14 protein-coding genes are annotated in these 17,737 nt (G+C 68.0%); 5 read left to right on the top strand and 9 right to left on the bottom strand.

Annotated features, from left to right (window positions below; translation table 11 throughout):
- Nucleotides 1–52: 52 nt before the first annotated feature.
- Entirely contained in the window at nucleotides 53–412 is a 360-nt protein-coding gene (locus tag U4Z64_RS06735; RefSeq protein WP_321819514.1) for a hypothetical protein, read from the top strand.
- A gap of 94 nt (nucleotides 413–506) precedes the next feature.
- On the opposite strand, the gene ftsB is transcribed toward U4Z64_RS06735, so the two are convergent.
- From ftsB to U4Z64_RS06690, 9 genes are all read right to left on the bottom strand, one after another.
- Complete coding sequence (ftsB, locus tag U4Z64_RS06730) at nucleotides 507–932, bottom strand: cell division protein FtsB (RefSeq protein ID WP_044848176.1); 426 nt, start codon at nucleotides 930–932, stop codon at nucleotides 507–509.
- A gap of 82 nt (nucleotides 933–1,014) precedes the next feature.
- Nucleotides 1,015–2,298, bottom strand: coding sequence for a phosphopyruvate hydratase (eno, locus tag U4Z64_RS06725; protein ID WP_011885396.1), 1,284 nt, complete (start codon nucleotides 2,296–2,298; stop codon nucleotides 1,015–1,017).
- Nucleotides 2,299–2,404: 106 nt separating this feature from the next.
- Nucleotides 2,405–3,259 (bottom strand): 3-deoxy-8-phosphooctulonate synthase, encoded by an 855-nt coding sequence (kdsA, locus tag U4Z64_RS06720; protein ID WP_044848177.1) that lies wholly within the window; start codon nucleotides 3,257–3,259, stop codon nucleotides 2,405–2,407.
- Nucleotides 3,260–3,262: 3 nt separating this feature from the next.
- A complete protein-coding gene (locus tag U4Z64_RS06715) occupies nucleotides 3,263–4,915 on the bottom strand; it encodes a CTP synthase (RefSeq protein WP_044848178.1) in 1,653 nt (550 codons plus the stop codon).
- Between the two features lie 175 nt (nucleotides 4,916–5,090).
- Nucleotides 5,091–5,936 carry an alpha/beta fold hydrolase gene (locus tag U4Z64_RS06710; protein WP_044848179.1) on the bottom strand — a complete coding sequence of 282 codons (846 nt, stop codon included), beginning with the start codon at nucleotides 5,934–5,936 and terminating at the stop codon, nucleotides 5,091–5,093.
- A gap of 379 nt (nucleotides 5,937–6,315) precedes the next feature.
- Nucleotides 6,316–8,823, bottom strand: a complete 2,508-nt coding sequence (locus U4Z64_RS06705) for a DNA internalization-related competence protein ComEC/Rec2 (protein ID WP_321819513.1) — start codon at nucleotides 8,821–8,823, stop codon at nucleotides 6,316–6,318.
- Between the two features lie 57 nt (nucleotides 8,824–8,880).
- A complete protein-coding gene (locus U4Z64_RS06700; RefSeq protein ID WP_044848181.1) occupies nucleotides 8,881–9,669 on the bottom strand; it encodes a TatD family hydrolase in 789 nt (262 codons plus the stop codon).
- A 64-nt stretch (nucleotides 9,670–9,733) separates the two neighbouring features.
- Nucleotides 9,734–10,492: a lipoprotein-releasing ABC transporter ATP-binding protein LolD gene (gene lolD, locus U4Z64_RS06695; protein WP_081051465.1), complete on the bottom strand. Its 759-nt coding sequence runs from the start codon at nucleotides 10,490–10,492 to the stop codon at nucleotides 9,734–9,736.
- On the bottom strand, nucleotides 10,485–11,738 hold the full coding sequence (locus U4Z64_RS06690; RefSeq protein ID WP_044848183.1) for a lipoprotein-releasing ABC transporter permease subunit: 1,254 nt from the start codon (nucleotides 11,736–11,738) through the stop codon (nucleotides 10,485–10,487). The genes lolD and U4Z64_RS06690 overlap by 8 nt, the downstream gene beginning before the upstream one ends.
- 146 nt (nucleotides 11,739–11,884) lie before the next feature.
- On the opposite strand from U4Z64_RS06690, the gene U4Z64_RS06685 reads away from it, so the two are divergent.
- The 4 genes from U4Z64_RS06685 to lysS all read left to right on the top strand — a co-directional run bounded on the left by U4Z64_RS06685 (nucleotide 11,885) and on the right by lysS (nucleotide 17,559).
- Nucleotides 11,885–12,961 carry a regulator gene (locus tag U4Z64_RS06685; RefSeq protein ID WP_321819512.1) on the top strand — a complete coding sequence of 359 codons (1,077 nt, stop codon included), beginning with the start codon at nucleotides 11,885–11,887 and terminating at the stop codon, nucleotides 12,959–12,961.
- Between the two features lie 10 nt (nucleotides 12,962–12,971).
- Nucleotides 12,972–14,669: a single-stranded-DNA-specific exonuclease RecJ gene (gene recJ, locus U4Z64_RS06680; RefSeq protein ID WP_257771770.1), complete on the top strand. Its 1,698-nt coding sequence runs from the start codon at nucleotides 12,972–12,974 to the stop codon at nucleotides 14,667–14,669.
- Nucleotides 14,670–14,852: 183 nt separating this feature from the next.
- Nucleotides 14,853–15,957, top strand: a protein-coding gene (prfB, locus tag U4Z64_RS06675; protein ID WP_124488306.1) for a peptide chain release factor 2 whose coding sequence is annotated in 2 segments (ribosomal slippage) — nucleotides 14,853–14,933 and nucleotides 14,935–15,957 — 1,104 coding nt in all. Because the reading frame shifts where the segments join, the coding sequence is not laid out codon by codon here.
- 75 nt (nucleotides 15,958–16,032) lie between these two features.
- Nucleotides 16,033–17,559, top strand: coding sequence for a lysine--tRNA ligase (gene lysS / locus U4Z64_RS06670; protein ID WP_044848186.1), 1,527 nt, complete (start codon nucleotides 16,033–16,035; stop codon nucleotides 17,557–17,559).
- Nucleotides 17,560–17,737 lie beyond the last annotated feature (178 nt).

Here is a 17,737-nt window from a genome sequence, read left to right as displayed (position 1 = left end):
CCCGCCTTCGGCGCAAGCCGCTTTGCACTGCGGCGCGCTGCTGGAGAAACTCATGAATCGCCCGTTCCGCACCCTCGTCCTGGCCAGTGTCGCAGCCGGCACGCTGGCCCTCGCCGGCTGCGCGGTGCAGCCGCCTTCGTCGACGATCCTGAGCCGCCTGCCCGAGCCGGGCGCGTCGGGCGGCCGGCCGCCCGCCCTGTCGAGCGCGGAGCGCAAACGCTACGACGAGATCGACCGGCAGGTACTGCGCGAGCAGAACGACGCGATGGCGGCCGAGGCCACCGCGCGCGCGTGGTCGTATTACTCGCCGCCGCCCGTGACGGTCTACGGCGGCTATTACGGCGGCGGCTGGGGCAGCCGATGGGGCACCGGCATCGGCTATGGCTACGGTTACCCGGGCTGGTGGTGGTGACGCGACATCGCGTCGACCGACCCGATTGACGACTGGCAGGAAATAAAAAAGCGCGGCATTTCCCGCGCTTTTTCAATGGTTCGGACTCCCGCGCTCAGTGATGCGCGGCCTTGCCCTTCTCGCCGCCGTGATGCCGCGACGGTTTCGCGATCGACTGCGGGTTCGGCACGACACGCACGGGTGCCGCGGACACGGTACCGCGCGTCGACGTGCTCGACGGCGTGTTGTTCAGCGGGCTGGCCGGCGCGTTCGGCGATACGAACTGCACGAACACTTCGCCATCCTTCACCATGCCCATCTCGTAGCGCGCGCGCTCCTCGATGGCCGCGGTACCGCCCTGCAGATCCTGCACTTCGCCCGCGATCCGTTCATTGCGCAGCTTCTCGTCCGCATTCTTCTGCAGCTGATCGCCGAGCTGCTGGCGCAATTCGTGCACCCGCAACCAGCCGCCGTGTCCCCACCATAGGGGGTACTGAATGAGCGCCAGCAAGGCAATCAGGACGACAGTGACAAGCCGCATGTAAGAGACGCAGATATAAGAAGCGCCGCTCCGCGCGACATGCACAGAGCGGCGTCGAGATGACGAACCCGATAGTAGCGCGTTAGCGCAGGTTATAGAAAGCCGATTTGCCCGGGTAGCTCGCGATGTCGCCGAGATCTTCCTCGATGCGCAGCAGCTGGTTGTACTTCGAGATGCGGTCGCTGCGCGACAGCGAACCCGTCTTGATCTGACCGGCGTTCAGGCCGACCGCGATGTCCGCGATCGTCGAATCTTCCGTTTCGCCCGAGCGGTGCGAGATCACGGCCGTGTAGCCCGCGCGCTTCGCCATTTCGATTGCCGCGAACGTTTCGGTCAGCGTACCGATCTGGTTGATCTTGATGAGGATCGAGTTCGCGATGCCCTTCTCGATGCCTTCCTTCAGGATGCGCGTGTTCGTGACGAACAGGTCGTCGCCGACGAGCTGCACCTTCTTGCCGAGGCGCTCGGTCAGCAGCTTCCAGCCGTCCCAGTCGCCTTCGTGCATGCCGTCCTCGATCGACACGATCGGGAACTTGTCGGCGAGCGTCGCGAGGTAGTCGGTGAATTCGGCCGACGACAGTTGCAGGCCTTCGCCCGCGAGCTGGTACTTGCCGTCGTGGTAGAACTCGGAGGCCGCGCAGTCGAGCGCGAGCAGCACGTCTTCGCCCGCACGGTAGCCGGCCTTCTCGATCGCCTGCAGGATCGTCGACAGGCACTCGTCGTTGCTGCCGAAGTTCGGCGCGAAGCCGCCTTCGTCGCCGACTGCCGTGCTCATGCCGCGGTCGCTCAGGATCTTCTTCAGTGCGTGGAACACTTCCGCGCCGCAACGCAGGGCTTCACGGAACGTCGGCTGGCTCACCGGGACGATCATGAATTCCTGGATGTCGAGGCTGTTGTTCGCGTGCGCGCCGCCGTTGACGATGTTCATCATCGGGACCGGCAGCTGCATCGCGCCCGAGCCGCCGAAGTAGCGGTACAGCGGCAGGCCGGCTTCTTCAGCCGCTGCCTTCGCGACGGCCATCGACACGGCCAGCATCGCGTTCGCGCCGAGGCGCGACTTGTTGTCGGTGCCGTCCAGCTCGAGCAGCGTCTTGTCGAGGAACGCCTGTTCCGACGCGTCGAGGCCCATGATGGCTTCGGAGATTTCGGTGTTAATGTGCTCGACTGCCTTCAGCACGCCCTTGCCGTTGTAGCGGCCGGCTTCGCCGTCGCGCAGTTCGATCGCTTCACGCGAGCCGGTGGACGCGCCCGACGGCACCGCCGCGCGGCCCATCGTGCCCGATTCGAGCAGCACGTCGCATTCGACGGTGGGGTTGCCGCGCGAATCCAGAATCTCGCGGCCGATGATATCTACGATTGCACTCATGGGTTTCCTCTGAGAATGACGATGGATTCTTCAAACTGCGACGGCATGCGCGCCGACATTGCTTACGCTACTGACGCGCGAGGCCGTCGCATGGTTCATTCGATCTTTAGTTGAAATCGTTTTCCAGGAACGGATTGCGCTTCACCGCCTGGTCGAGCGTGACGAGGGTCTCCAGCAGCGCGCCCATCCGGTTCAGCGGCACCGCGTTCGGGCCGTCCGACTTCGCTTCGGCCGGATTCGGGTGCGTTTCCATGAACAGGCCCGCAACACCCGTCGCGACGGCAGCACGCGCGAGCACCGGCACGAATTCGCGCTGGCCGCCCGAGCTCGTGCCCTGCCCGCCCGGCAGCTGCACCGAGTGGGTCGCATCGAACACGACCGGCGCGTTCGTCTCGCGCATGATCGCGAGCGAGCGCATGTCCGACACAAGATTGTTGTAGCCGAACGAGACGCCGCGCTCGCACGCCATGAAGCGGTCTTCCGACAGCCCGGCTTCACGCGCCGCGTCGCGCGCCTTGTCGATCACGTTCTTCATGTCGTGCGGCGCGAGGAACTGGCCCTTCTTGATATTGACGGGCTTGCCCGAGCGTGCGCACGCGTGGATGAAGTCGGTCTGGCGGCACAGGAACGCGGGCGTCTGCAGCACGTCGACGACCGACGCGACCTGCTCGATCTCCTCGATCGAATGCACGTCGGTCAGCACCGGCAGGCCGAGCTGGCGCTTCACCTCGCCGAGGATCCGCAGGCCCTCGTCCATTCCGAGGCCGCGAAACGACTTGCCCGAGCTGCGATTCGCCTTGTCGTAGGACGACTTGTAGATGAACGGGACGTTCAGCTTTTCGCAGATCTCCTTCAGGCGGCCCGCCGTGTCGATCGTCATTTGCTCCGATTCGACGACGCAGGTACCCGCGATCAGGAAGAAAGGCTGGTCGAGACCGACCTCGAAATCGCACAGCTTCATGCTTTACACTCCGCGCGCTTGCTTGTTGGCGAGCGCGGCTTCGACGAACGACTTGAACAGGGGATGACCGTCACGCGGCGTGGACGTGAATTCCGGGTGGAACTGGACGCCGACGAACCACGGGTGCATCGAGCGCGGCAGCTCCATCATTTCCGGCAGATCCTCGCTCGGGGTACGGGCGCTGATGATAAGGCCGCCGGCTTCGAGCTGGGGCACGAAGCGGTTATTGACTTCATAACGGTGGCGATGGCGCTCGTTCACGTCCTTGCCATAGATCTCTTCGGCCATCGTGCCGGGCTTGATCGGGCAGCGTTGCGAGCCGAGGCGCATCGTGCCGCCGAGATCGGATTCCTCGGTGCGCGTCTCGACCTTGCCTTCGCGGTCGTGCCACTCGGTGATCAGCGCGACCACGCGTTCCGGCGTTTCCGGATCGAATTCCGTGCTGTTCGCCTGCTTCAGGCCGACGACGTCGCGCGCGAATTCGATCACCGCGAGCTGCATGCCGAGACAGATGCCGAGGTACGGCACCTTCGCCTCGCGCGCATAGCGGATCGCCGCGATCTTGCCTTCCGTGCCGCGACGGCCGAAACCGCCCGGCACCAGCACGGCGTCGAGATGCTTCAGGCTGTCGACACCGTTCGTCTCGACCTCTTCCGAGTCGATGTACTCGATGTTGACCTTGGTCGACGTGTGCAGCGATGCGTGGCGCAGCGCCTCGATCAGCGACTTGTACGACTCGGTCAGGTCGACGTACTTGCCGACCATGCCGATCGTCACTTCGTGTTTCGGATTTTCCAGCTTCTCGACGAGCTCCGACCACATGCTCAGGTCGGCGTCCTTCGGCGACAGCTTCAGCTCTTCGCAGATGATCCGGTCGAGGCCCTGGTCGTGCAGCATCTGCGGAATCTTGTAGATGCTGTCGGCGTCCCACACCGAGATCACGGCGTCTTCCGGCACGTTCGAGAACATCGAGATCTTCTTCGATTCGTCGTCCGGGATGCGGCGGTCCGCACGGCACAGCAGCACGTGCGGCAGGATGCCGATCTCGCGCAGCTTCTGCACGCTGTGCTGGGTCGGCTTCGTCTTCAGCTCGCCGGCCGTCGCGACGTACGGCACGAGCGTCAGGTGCACGAAGCACGCGCTGTTGCGGCCGAGGCGCAGGCTCATCTGGCGCGCGGCCTCGAGGAACGGCAGCGACTCGATGTCGCCGACCGTGCCGCCGATCTCGACGATCGCGACGTCCGGTTCGCCGCAGGTGGCCGATGCCGCCCCGCGCTCGATGAACGCCTGGATTTCGTTCGTGATGTGCGGAATCACCTGCACGGTCTTGCCGAGATAGTCGCCGCGGCGTTCCTTGCGGATCACCGATTCGTAGATCTGGCCGGTCGTGAAGTTGTTGGCCTTGCGCATCTTCGTGCTGATGAAGCGCTCATAGTGGCCGAGGTCGAGGTCGGTCTCCGCTCCGTCTTCCGTCACGAACACTTCGCCGTGCTGGAACGGGCTCATCGTGCCGGGGTCGACGTTGATGTAGGGATCGAGTTTGAGGAGGGTGACTTTCAGACCGCGCGATTCGAGGATCGCGGCGAGAGAGGCGGCGGCAATACCCTTGCCGAGGGAAGAAACTACGCCGCCGGTGACGAAAACATATTTGGTCATCGCTGGATGCTCGCGGGAAAAACGGATTATACCGTAAAGCCCGCCCTTCTCTCAGCAATTGACGCGATGATCCCGCCCTTTCGCGCTGTGCCGCGCCAGCCGTGCGCGCCGGGGCGAACCGGCCGGCCGGACGGTGCAACCGCGCACGCCGGACGCGGAGCACCGGACCAAGGCGTCAGGCGCTGTTCGCGAGCGCCGCGCTGTCTCGCGGCACGCCGCCCTCCGCCGTTTTCAGCGAATTCAGCATCCGCTGCAATGCGCGGGCCGTCTCGATCGGCCGCTCCATCGGGAACAGGTGGCTGCCCTCGATCCATTCGATGCGCCCGCGCGCGGCGCGGCGCGTCGCCTCGAGCCCGACCTGCCGCACCTCGCGCGAGCGCGTGCCGGCGAGAAAGCCGAGCGGCACCGGCGCGCCGTGCGCGAGCCGCGGGCCGAGCGTGTGCGGCAGCGTCCGGTAGATCAGGTATTCGACCTGCCGGTCGAATGCGAGCGCGCGTTCGCCGTCGGCGCCCGCCTGCGGGATGCCGTGGTCGATGTAGTCCGACAGCATCCGCTCGTCCCAGCGCGCGAACGCGGGTTTCTCGTGAAAGTGCCGCCAGGCTTCGTCGCGGCTCGCCCAGCGCGTGCGCCGGTTGCGCGTCGCGGCCGCCGGCGACAGCCGCTCGTCGAGCCCGGCCCACTGGCTCGCGCGCAGCGCGCCGGCGCGCCATCCCGCGATGATCGGTGAATCGATCATCACCACGCCGCGCACCCAGTGCGGTTTTTTCAGCGCGGCCATCAGCGACAGGTAGCCGCCGAGCGAATGGCCGACGAGCCAGACCGGGCGCTCGTAGCGGCTGCCGATGTCGTCGAGCAGCTGCTCGACGAGATGCGGCCAGTCGCGCGTCACCGGGTAGCGGCGGTCGTGACCGATGCGCTCGATGTAACGCAGGTCGTAGTCGTCTGCCAGCTCGGCGAAGATCGTCCGGTACGTCGAGGCCGGAAAACCGTTCGCATGCGAGAAGTGGAGGATGTCCTTCAAACGCCAATGTCTCCTTTGTCGACGGGAGTTGGCGCTTTAGCGCTTACTTCCGTCCCATGCTTCGCGGTCGACGGGAGTTGGCGCTTCAGCGCTTACTCCCGTCCCATGCTTCGCGGTCGACGGGAGTTGGCGCTTCAGCGCTTACTCCCGTCCCATGCTTCGCGGTCGACGGGGGTTGGCGCTTCAGCGCCTACTCCAGTCCCATGCTTCGCGGTCGACGGGAGTTGGCGCTTTAGCGCTTACTTCCGTCCCATGCTTCGCGGTCGACCGGAGTTGGTGCTTTAGCACTTACTCCCGCCCCATGCTTCGCGATCGGCGAGCTCCGCTGCTCCAGCACCTGTCCGGTCTCTTCGTTCCTGCTGCGCGCCACCACACCAACTCACCGGTCCATCCAGTACCGTCGCTGCGCATCGCGATAACGCTCGAACGCAAAACCGCCGTCCGCCGGCGCGACGTCGAACCGCACAGCCCCGTCGCGATCGGTGCGTGGCAGCGGAATCCCGCGCGCCTCGTAGCGCGCGAGGACCGTCCGGTGCGGATGCCCGAAGCGATTGCGATAGCCTACAGGAAATACCGCGACGCGCGGCCCGACCGAATCGAGGAAAGGCTCGACCGACGACGTGCGGCTGCCATGGTGCGGCACGACGAGGATCTGCGCGGCCAGCGCGTCGCGCGCATCGGCCACCAGGCGGCGCTCGGCGCGTGCCTCGATGTCGCCCGTCAGCAGGGCCGACGTGCCCACCGCGTCGATGCGCAGCACGCACGATTGTTCGTTCGACGGACCGGCCCCCGCCACGCGCGGCGGCCACAGCATCGTGAACACGACACCGTCCCAACTCCACCGCTGCCCGGCCGCGCAAGGCAACCGATCGGTCACGCCGGCCGCCTGCGCGTCGCGCCACAGCCGGTGCCGCGGCGCGATGCCGGCAAGCAGCTGACGCACCTCGACCGCCGCATAGACGGCCGCCGCGCCGCCCGCGTGATCGGCGTCCGCATGACTGAGCACGAGCGTATCGACGGTCCGGATTCCGCGCGAGCGCAACGAAGGCGCAACGATCCGCTGGCCGGCATGGGTCGACTCCGGCCCGGGCCCCGCATCGAACAGCAAGGTCCGGCGTGCGGTCTCGACCAGCACCGACGCGCCCTGCCCGACGTCGAGCACGGTCAGCCGGAAGCCGCCCGGCGGCGGTTTATCCGGCGCCGGCGCAAGCAGCGGCAGCCACGTGATCGGCGCGGCCCAGCGCAGCGGCCAGCCGCGCGGCATCAACACCCATGCGACGCCGATGCACGCCAGCATCAACACCGGCCAGTCGGGCATGCGCAGCCAGAATACGCTGGCCGGCCAGTCGGCAAGATGCCCCAGCAGCGCCATCATCGGTTCGAGCGCCGCATGCGCGAGCCGGAACGCATAGCCGTCCAACGGCGCGGGCAACCCGATACCGGCGAGCACGACCGGCGTCACGACGGCGCTGACCCACGGAATCGCAAATGCATTGCCGAACGGCCCCGATACCGAGATTTGCGCGAACCACGCGGCCGTCAGCGGCGCGAGGCCGATCGTCACCGCGTACTGCACGCGCGTGGCCTCCGCGATTCGGCGCCCGGCACGCGCGCACCCTGCTCGCAGCCACCGCCAGCGGTCGACCGTGGCGGTGCCATCCCCCGCACCGTCGCCGCTGTCGCGCCTGTCGCCCCCGTCGAATTCGCGCACCGCGCGCCAGCCCGCGACCGCCATCAGGATTACCGCGACCGTGCCGAACGACAGCCAGAAACCGGCGGACAACACGGCCCACGGATCGGCGAGCAGCACGCCGCCGAGCGCCGCGCACAGCACCGCGGAGGTCGGCACGCTGCGTCCGGCCAGATAGGCGGCCGCACCGGCCGCGATCATCCACCATGCGCGCTGCGCCGGCACGTTGAAGCCGGCGAGCGCCGCGTAGCCGGCGGCGGCCGCCAGCGCGGCAACCGAAGCCACGTAAGGCGCGGGTATCATCAGCGCCGCCGCACGTCCTCGCCAGCGCAGACGCCGCCAGACGATCGATGCGATCCCGCCGGTGAGCGCGCCGACGAGCCCGACATGCAGCCCCGAGATCGCGACCAGATGACTCGTGCCCGTATTGCGCAGCACGCGCCACGCGTCGTCGCCGATGCCGGATTGATCGCCGACCGCGAGCGCGGTCACGATGCCGCGATGGCGCGCGCCGCTGCCGAGCGCATCGCCGATACCGGCACGCAGCGCGTCGCGCAGCCGATCGATCGACGCGCGCCATCCCGACGCACGCGCGTCGAGCAGTTCCGCCCGTTCGGGCGCGACCACATAGCCGATCGCGCGAATGCCCGCGGCGAGCCATGCCGCCTCGCTGTCGCGCACGCCGGGATTCGCCTCGGCATGCGGACGCTTCAGGCGCACGACGAGGCGCCAGCGCTGCGCGGCGCGCAAATCGGGCATCGCGTCGCGTGCTCCGGGCGCGCCGTACGTGCGCCATGACAACCGGATCACGGGAGGAAACCGGGCCAGCGCCGCATCGTTCGATTCGACGGCAAACAGCAGTCGCGCGCCGGTGTCGTCGATCACCGGCAACCCGCGGATCACGCCCGTGACGACGATGTTGCGCCCTTCCCGCTCGACGGGCAGGCTGTCACGCAGCCGCCATTCGGCGCGCGCGGCCGCATAGCCGAATCCGATCGCACCGGCGGCGCACGCGCACAGCACCCACCGGAGCGCGACGATCGCGCGGGTTCGACGGCGCCGCGCACACCATGCGAGCAGCGCGCCGCAACCGGCCAGCACCGCCGCCCCGCCTGCCCAGACGCCCGCGCCCGGCAACGCCGCCTGCCGCTGCAGCACGACCACGCCGAGCGCGAACGCGATCCACCACACGCGCATCGCGCCTCCTCGTCGACCTGGCGCCGCCGCTGTCGAGACGGCGCCTTCCGGCAACGATTATGCGGACGAAAGGGCGAGTCGCGGCAGCGCGGCGAGCGCGTTAGCCGTTGTGGATAGGGACAGCGCGTGCGCGTCGATCCCGCGCAGCTCGGCGAGCACGGCACCGATGCGCGGCACCTGGTCGGGCGCATTGCGGGACTTGTACGCCCATTCGGGCGCGATGTCGGGCGCGTCGGTCTCGACGACGATCGCGTCGAGCGGCAACTGCGCGGCGAGCCGGCGGATCTGCAACGCGCGTCCGAACGTCACGTTGCCGCCGAAACCGAGATGCAGCCCCTGTGCGAGATACGCGTCGGCCTGCTGGAAACTGCCGTTGAACGCATGCGCGATGCCGCGCCGCACGCCGAAGCGGCGCAGCCCGGCGAGCACGCGGTCCTGCGACTTGCGCACGTGGCACAGCACCGGCAGGTCGAATTCCCGCGCGAGCTTGAGCTGCCCCTGATAGAAGAATTGCTGCCGCGCTTCGTCGAGCCCCGGCACGAAGTAGTCGAGCCCGATCTCGCCGATCGCGACGAAGCGCGGATCGTCGAGGCTCGCCTCGATCTCCATGCGCAGCCGGTCGAGATCCTCGTCGCGTGCGTGCGGCGTATACATCGGGTGGATGCCGAGCGCATAGACCGCGCCCGGTGTGCGCTGCGCCAGTTCGCGCACGGTCGTGAAATTGTCGCGCCCGATGCTCGGAATCACGATGCGCGACACGCCGGCCGCACGCGCCGCCTGCGTGACCGCGTCGCGGTCGGCGTCGAATTCGGCGGCATCGAGATGACAATGCGTATCGATCCACATGGCGGCTTTCCTGCGCCCCGCCGCAACGCCGGGACTCGTCCGGCGGCACGGCGGAGGCGTTCGTTCACACCGGCAGCGCCGGCTCCTCGTGCAGCACGCCGTCGCGCAGGCGCATGATGCGGTCGCAGCGCGCGGCGAGCTCGGGATCGTGCGTGACGATCACGAAGCTCGTTTCGAGCGTCTCGGACAACTCGAGCATCAGGTTGAACACGGTATCGGCCGTCGTGCCGTCGAGGTTGCCGGTCGGCTCGTCGGCGAGCACGCAGGCCGGCTTCGTCACCAGCGCGCGCGCGATCGCGACGCGCTGCCGCTCGCCGCCCGACAGCTCGCCCGGCCGGTGCTTCGCACGCGGGCCGAGACCGACACGTTCGAGCATCGCCTGTGCCTGCGCGCGCGCGTCCTCGGTCGTCATCCGGCGGATGCGCAGCGGCATCGCGACGTTGTCGAGCGCGGTGAATTCCGGCAGCAGGTGATGGAACTGGTAGACGAAGCCGAGCGCGCGGTTGCGCAGCTCGTTGCGCTCGCGCTCGGCGAGCTGCGTAAACGGCTTGCCGAGCAGCGACACTTCGCCCGCGCTCGGTTCGTCGAGGCCGCCCAGCACGTGCAGCAGCGTGCTCTTGCCGGAGCCCGACGCGCCGACGACCGCCAGCTTCTCGCCGCGTCGCACCGTCAGCTCGGTGTTGTTGAGCACCTGCACGTTGAAGCCGCCCTGCACGAACGCCTTCGTGATCCCGCGCGCCTGAAGCACGTATTCCTGCATACCTGCCGAATCCTGTCTGATGGGTTGTCGTGAATCCGCGAATGCGGTCGCGCGATCATTCATAGCGCAGCGCCTCCGCCGGCTTCACCTTCGCGCCGCGCCAGCTCGGATAGAGCGTCGCGACGGCCGACAGCACGAACGCGATCAGGCCGATCTTGATGACGTCGCCCGCGACGAGCTCGGACGGCAGCTCGCTGATGAAGTACACCGACGGCGGCAGGAACTGCACGCCGAACAGATGCTCGATCATCGGGATCAGCCACGGAATGCTCCACGCGATCAGGCAGCCGAGCGCGACGCCCGATGCGGTGCCGACGAAGCCGATCGTCACGCCCTGCACGACGAAGATCTTCATGATCGAGCCCGGCTGCGCGCCGAGCGTGCGCAGGATCGCGATGTCGGCCTGCTTGTTGGTCACCGTCATCACGAGCGACGACACGAGGTTGAACGCGGCCACCGCGATGATCAGCGTGAGGATGATGAACATCATCCGCTTCTCGATCTGCACGGCCGAGAACCAGGTCTTGTTCTGCTGGGTCCAGTCGCGGATGTACAGGCTGCCCGACAGCGTATGCGACAGCTCGACCGCGACCTGCGGCGCCTTCTGCATGTCGGTGAGCCGCAGCCGCACGCCGGTCGGCGCGGCCATCCGGAACAGCGCCTCCGCGTCGCGGATGTTGATCATCGCGAGCGTGCTGTCGTATTCGTAGTGGCCCGACTCGAACACGCCGACGACCGTGAACTGCTTGAGCCGCGGCATCATCCCGGCCGGCGTGATCGTGCCTTCGGGGGCGACGAGCGTGACCTTGTCGCCGACCGTCACGCCGAGGTTGCCGGCGAGCGCGTCGCCGAGCACGATGCCGAACTGGCCGGGCACGAGCGCGGCGAGCTGGCCCGCCTTCATGTCCTTGCCGATGTCCGACACCTGCGGTTCGAGCGACGGCTCGACGCCGCGCAGCATCACGCCGCTCACCGCGTCCTGGCGCGTGAGCAGCGCCTGCGCGTCGACGTACGGCGCCGCGCCCGTCACCGACGGATTGCGGCGCGCTTCCTGCGCGGTCAGTTGCCAGTCGGGCATCGAGCCGGTCGGCGAAAACACCTCGACGTGCGCGAGCACCGACAGCATGCGGTCGCGCACTTCCTTCTGGAAGCCGTTCATCACGGACAGCACGACGATCAGCGCCGCGACGCCGAGCGCGATCCCGAGCATCGACACGAGCGCGATGAAGGAAATGAAGCCGTTGCCGGTCGTGCGTTTGCCGGCGCGCGTGTAGCGCCAGCCGATCTGCCATTCGTACGGAAGTTTCAAGCGAATCCTTTCTGCTGGTTACGGCGGGGATGGCGGCCCGAGGCCGGAGCGCCGCCCGGGGCGCGGTCGAAAAAAGCGGTCGCCGGACGCAATCGGGCCCAATCGGACCGTCAGCCGGCCCGATCACGCGCGCAGTTTGCCATACAATGCGCACCATCATGCACGACCGACGCCTCCATTTTCTCGTTCCGTTCGCGCTGCCGTCGGCGGCCGATGCGGCCTCGTCCCTGCACACGCTGGACAGCCCCGCGCTCGAAAAGTTGCTCGCCCGCGCGAGCCTCGTCGAGCGCGTGGCCGGCGAGGACTTCCAGCGCACGCTGCCGCACGAGCGCTGGCTGGCCCGCCGGTTCGGCGCGACTCAGGGCAACGCCGCCGACGAGGCGCCGCTCGCGCCCTACATGCTGCTGGCGGACGGCGGCGAGCCGGGCACCCAGGCCTGGGCGTGCGTCGAGCCGGTCCACGTCGAAATCGCGCACGATCACCTCGTGCTCGTCGACCCGGCGAGCCTCGCGCTCGACGACGGCGACGCCGCCGCGTTGCTGGCGGTCGCGCGCCCGCTGATCGAGGAGCTCGGCGTGCGACTGGAAGCACCGCATCCGGCGCGCTGGTACCTGTCCAGCGAGCAGCTCGCCCGCCTCGCCGGTGCCGCGCCGCTGCGCGCCAGCGGCCGCAACATCGAGATCTGGTTGCCGCACGAGGCGCACACCGGCGAACGCTCGCGGATGTGGATGAAGCTGCAGAACGAAGTGCAGATGGCGTGGTTCCAGCATCCGGTCAACGAAGCGCGCGAAGCGCGCGGGTTGCCCGCCGTCAATTCGATCTGGTTCCACGCGCAGGGCACGCTGAAGCCGGTCGGCAAGCCGTTCGCGCGCGTGCTGTCCGTGTCGCCCGCCGCGCTTGGCCTCGCGCGCGCGGCGCAGGCCGAGGCCGGCGCCGTGCCGGCCGCATTCGGCGCACTATCCGCCGCCGCCGGCGCGACGCTCGTCGAGCTGCCCACGCTGTCCGCCCCGTTCATCGAACAGGACTGGGCACGCTGGCACGACGCGCTCGCCGCACTCGAGCGCGACTGGTTCGCGCCCGCCCTCGCCGCGCTGCAGAACGGCGAGCTGGCCGGCGTCGACTTCACGCTGTGCGGCGACACCAGCTCCGTGACGCTGCACGCGACGCGCGGCGACCTGCGCAAGTTCTGGCGCCGCCGCGCGCTGGCATCCCTGTTCGAATAACCCGACCTGTATGACCCGGATCGTTACCCGCCCCGTCGCGCCCGCCGACGCCGAAGCGCTCGCGCGCCACGGCCTGCATCCCGTCCTCGCGCGCCTGTATGCGTCGCGCGGCGTGCAGTCCCCGACCGACATCGAAACCGCGCTCGCGCGGCTCGTGCCGCCCACCGAACTGAAAGGCTGCGCGGACGCCGCGGCGCTGCTCGCCGACGCGATCGCCGACCAGCGGCGCCTGCTGGTCGTCGCCGACTACGACTGCGACGGCGCGACCGCCTGCGCGGTCGCGGTGCGCGGCCTGCGGATGTTCGGTGCGCAAATCGACTACCTGGTGCCGAACCGCTTCGAATACGGCTACGGGCTCACGCCCGAGATCGTCGAACTCGCGGCCGCGCGCAAGCCCGACCTGCTGATCACCGTCGACAACGGGATCGCGAGCGTCGCGGGCGTCGAGGCCGCGAACGCACGCGGCATCGACGTGCTCGTGACCGACCACCACCTGCCCGGCGACGCGCTGCCCGCCGCGCGCGCGATCGTCAACCCGAACCAGCCCGGCTGCGCGTTCCCGAGCAAGCACCTCGCCGGCGTCGGCGTGATGTTCTACGTGCTGCTCGCGCTGCGTGCCGAGCTGCGCCGCCGCGGCGCATTCGCGAGCAAGGAAGCCGAACCGCGTCTCGACGGGCTGCTCGACCTCGTCGCGCTCGGCACCGTCGCCGACGTCGTGCGGCTCGACGGCAACAATCGCGTGCTCGTCGCACAGGGGCTGCAGCGCATCCGCAACGGCCGCATGCAGCCGGGTATCGCCGCGCTGTTCCGCGCCGCCGGCCGCGAGGCGCGCACCGCATCGGGCTTCGACCTCGGCTTCGGCCTCGGCCCGCGCCTGAACGCCGCCGGGCGGCTCTCGGACATGTCGCTCGGCATCGAGTGCCTGATCACCGACGACATCGGCCGCGCGTGGGACCTCGCGCAGCAGCTCGACGTGATGAACCGCGAGCGCCGCGAGATCGAGGCCGGCATGCAGCAGCAGGCGCTCGCCGATCTCGCCGACGTCGATCCGGCCGACGCGTGCACGATCACGCTGTTCAATCCCGAATGGCACCAGGGCGTGATCGGCATCGTCGCCGGACGGCTCAAGGAGAAATTCCACCGCCCGTCGTTCACGTTCGCGCATGCGGACGAGGCCGGCACGCGGGTCAAGGGTTCCGGCCGCTCGATTCCCGGCTTCCACCTGCGCGATGCGCTCGACCTCGTGTCGAAGCGCGAGCCCGACCTGATCGTCGCGTTCGGCGGCCACGCGATGGCAGCCGGTCTCACGCTCGACACCGACAACGTGCCGCGCTTCGCGGCCGCGTTCGAGGCCGTCGCGCGCGAATGGCTGTCCGACGACGCGCTGGCGCGCGTGATCGAGACCGACGGCGAACTGGAGGAAGCGTATTTCACGCCGCAGTTCGTCGGGCTGCTCGACGAAGCCGTCTGGGGCCAGGGCTTTCCGGCCCCGCTTTTCTCCGGCGAATTCGACGTCGTGTCGCAGTCGCTCGTGAAGGAAAAGCACCTGAAGCTGCAACTGGCGCGCGGCCGCCAGCGCTTCAACGCGATCTGGTTCAACCACACCGAGCCGCTGCCGGCGAGCGCGCTGATCGCGTACCGGCTCGTGGCCGACACGTGGAACGGCGTGACGCGCGTCCAGCTGATCGTCGAACACGCGGCCGGCTGAGCGCCGACCGGCCGGCCACCCGGCCCGCGGCGCCCGCGGGCCATGTGCAGACCACATGCAGACCACATGCGCGCCGCGCCGGACGGGGCCGCGGCGCGCGCGCAAGCACACTCCGCGTCACCGGGAAACCCTGCCGATCGGCTATAATTCCGCTTTTTTACGAAGCAAGAACAGCGAACGATCATGGAAGCGGAACGTCTCAACGCGATCGAAAGCTCCCTGCTCGACCTGCGCAACCGCGCGGGCGAGCTTCGGGGGTATCTTTGACTACGACGCCAAAGCTGCGCGTCTGACCGAAGTCAACAAGGAACTCGAGGACCCGAACGTCTGGAACGATTCGAAGAACGCCCAGGCACTTGGCCGCGAGAAGAAGCTGCTCGAAGGCGTCGTCACGACGCTGACGGCGCTCGATAGCGACCTGCGCGATGCGCTCGACCTGTTCGAGCTCGCACGCGAGGAAGGCGACGAAGACACCCTCGTCGCATCGGAAGACGACGCGAAGAAGCTCGAAGCACGCGTCGGCGACATCGAGTTCCGCCGGATGTTCTCGAACCCGGCCGACCCGAACAACTGCTTCATCGACATCCAGGCCGGCGCCGGCGGCACCGAAGCGTGCGACTGGGCATCGATGCTGCTGCGCCAGTACCTGCGCTACTGCGAACGCAAGGGCTTCAAGGCCGAGGTGCTCGAAGAGTCCGACGGCGACGTCGCCGGCATCAAGAACGCGACGGTCAAGGTCACGGGCGAATACGCATACGGCTTCCTGCGCACCGAAACGGGCATCCACCGCCTCGTGCGCAAGTCGCCGTTCGACTCGTCGGGCGGCCGTCACACGTCGTTCTCGTCGGTGTTCGTCTATCCGGAAATCGACGATTCGATCGAAGTCGAGATCAACCCGGCCGACCTGCGCATCGACACGTACCGCGCATCGGGCGCGGGCGGCCAGCACATCAACAAGACCGACTCCGCGGTGCGGATCACGCACATGCCGACCGGTATCGTCGTGCAGTGCCAGAACGACCGCTCGCAGCACCGCAACCGCGCCGAAGCGATGGCGATGCTGAAATCGCGCCTGTACGAAGTCGAAATGCGCAAGCGCCAGGCCGAACAGGACAAGCTCGAATCGAGCAAGACCGATGTGGGCTGGGGCCACCAGATCCGTTCGTACGTGCTCGACCAGAGCCGCGTGAAGGACCTGCGCACGAACGTCGAAATGAGCAACACGAGAGCCGTCCTCGACGGCGATCTCGACGACTTCATCAGCGCGAGCCTCAAACAGGGCGTGTAAGCGCCGCGGCGCGGCCCCTCCGGTCGCGCCGCCCTTCCCGTTGCGTTGCCGCACCCATTCCGAATTCCGACCATCATGACCGAACCGACCCAAACGCAGCCCGCCGTCGCGGCGGACGAAAACCAGATCATCGCCGAGCGCCGCGAGAAGCTGCGCGCACTGCGCGAGCAAGGCGTCGCCTATCCGAACGATTTCCGGCCGACGCATCACGCCGCCGATCTCCAGGTGAAATTCGCCGACTCGGACAAGGCCGCGCTCGAAGCGAACCCGGTCGAGGTGTCGGTCGCCGGCCGCATGATGCTCAAGCGCGTGATGGGCAAGGCGAGCTTCGCGACGGTGCAGGACGGTTCGGGCCAGATCCAGTTCTTCGTGACGCCGAACGACGTCGGCGCGGAAACCTACGACGCATTCAAGAAGTGGGACCTGGGCGACATCGTCGCCGCACGCGGCGTGCTGTTCCGCACCAACAAGGGCGAGCTGTCGGTCCAGTGCAAGGAACTGCGTCTGCTGTCGAAGGCGCTGCGTCCGCTGCCGGACAAGTTCCACGGCCTCGCCGACCAGGAAATGCGCTATCGCCAGCGCTATGTCGACCTGATCGTCACGCCGGAAACGCGCGACACGTTCCGCGCGCGCACCAAGACCATCGCGTCGATCCGCAAGTTCATGGACAACGCCGAGTTCATGGAAGTCGAGACGCCGATGCTGCACCCGATCCCGGGCGGCGCCGCGGCCAAGCCGTTCGTCACGCACCACAACGCGCTCGACATGCAGATGTTCCTGCGCATCGCGCCGGAGCTGTACCTGAAGCGCCTGATCGTCGGCGGTTTCGAACGCGTGTTCGAGATCAACCGCAACTTCCGGAATGAAGGCGTGTCGCCGCGCCACAACCCGGAATTCACGATGATGGAGTTCTACGCCGCGTACACCGACTACCGCTGGCTGATGGACTTCACCGAGCAGCTGATCCGCCAGGCGGCGATCGATGCGCTCGGCACCGCGACGATCCAGTACCAGGGCCGCGAGCTCGATCTCGCGAAGCCGTTCCACCGCCTGACGATCACGCAGGCGATCCAGAAGTACGCGCCGCAGTACACCGACGGCCAGCTGTCGGACGACGCGTTCCTGCGCTCCGAACTGAAGCGCCTCGGCGTCGACGTGTCGCAGCCGGCCTTCCTGAACGCCGGCATCGGCGCGCTGCAGCTCGCGCTGTTCGAGGAAACCGCCGAATCGCAGCTGTGGGAGCCGACCTACATCATCGACTACCCGGTCGAAGTGTCGCCGCTCGCACGCGCGTCGGACACGGTGCCGGGCATCACCGAGCGTTTCGAGCTGTTCATGACCGGCCGCGAGATCGCGAACGGCTTCTCGGAGCTGAACGATCCGGAAGACCAGGCCGCGCGCTTCAAGAAGCAGGTCGAGCAGAAGGATGCCGGCGACGAGGAAGCGATGTTCTTCGACGCCGACTACATCCGCGCGCTCGAACATGGGATGCCGCCGACGGGCGGTTGCGGGATCGGCATCGACCGTCTCGTGATGCTGCTGACCGACAGCCCGACGATCCGCGACGTGCTGCTGTTCCCGCACCTGCGCCGCGAAGACTGACGGCCGTGCCCGCGTGTGCGCCGCCCCTCGCGGCGCGCACGCGTCAGCTTTGTAACCACGCGTAAATCCCGCCTGCCGGCGTTCGCCGGTTTTCGATCCTCCCCCGTTTTATTCCCTCGTCGCGACGGCCTTCTCCGGGTTTTCCCTGTAGCAAACGCCGATCCCGCGCTGCAATTCG

Origin of the sequence: Burkholderia sp. BCC1996 (assembly GCF_905339955.1) — a bacterium.
GTDB lineage: Bacteria > Pseudomonadota > Gammaproteobacteria > Burkholderiales > Burkholderiaceae > Burkholderia.
The sequence above is the reverse complement of the archived record's forward strand: the minus strand, read 5'-3'. Positions and strand labels throughout refer to the sequence as shown.

Bases quoted from the DNA above. Each gene is read 5' to 3' on its own strand.
- ftsB (WP_044848176.1), bottom strand. From the start codon at position 932: ATGCGGCTTGTCACTGTCGTCCTGATTGCCTTGCTGGCGCTCATTCAG.
- lolD (WP_081051465.1), bottom strand. From the start codon at position 10,492: ATGAATGATCGCGCGACCGCATTCGCGGATTCACGACAACCCATCAGA.
- U4Z64_RS06715 (WP_044848178.1), bottom strand. From the start codon at position 4,915: ATGACCAAATATGTTTTCGTCACCGGCGGCGTAGTTTCTTCCCTCGGC.
- U4Z64_RS06705 (WP_321819513.1), bottom strand. From the start codon at position 8,823: ATGCGCGTGTGGTGGATCGCGTTCGCGCTCGGCGTGGTCGTGCTGCAG.
- lysS (WP_044848186.1), top strand. From the start codon at position 16,033: ATGACCGAACCGACCCAAACGCAGCCCGCCGTCGCGGCGGACGAAAAC.
- U4Z64_RS06700 (WP_044848181.1), bottom strand. From the start codon at position 9,669: ATGTGGATCGATACGCATTGTCATCTCGATGCCGCCGAATTCGACGCC.
- recJ (WP_257771770.1), top strand. From the start codon at position 12,972: ATGACCCGGATCGTTACCCGCCCCGTCGCGCCCGCCGACGCCGAAGCG.
- U4Z64_RS06685 (WP_321819512.1), top strand. From the start codon at position 11,885: ATGCGCACCATCATGCACGACCGACGCCTCCATTTTCTCGTTCCGTTC.
- eno (WP_011885396.1), bottom strand. From the start codon at position 2,298: ATGAGTGCAATCGTAGATATCATCGGCCGCGAGATTCTGGATTCGCGC.
- kdsA (WP_044848177.1), bottom strand. From the start codon at position 3,259: ATGAAGCTGTGCGATTTCGAGGTCGGTCTCGACCAGCCTTTCTTCCTG.
- U4Z64_RS06735 (WP_321819514.1), top strand. From the start codon at position 53: ATGAATCGCCCGTTCCGCACCCTCGTCCTGGCCAGTGTCGCAGCCGGC.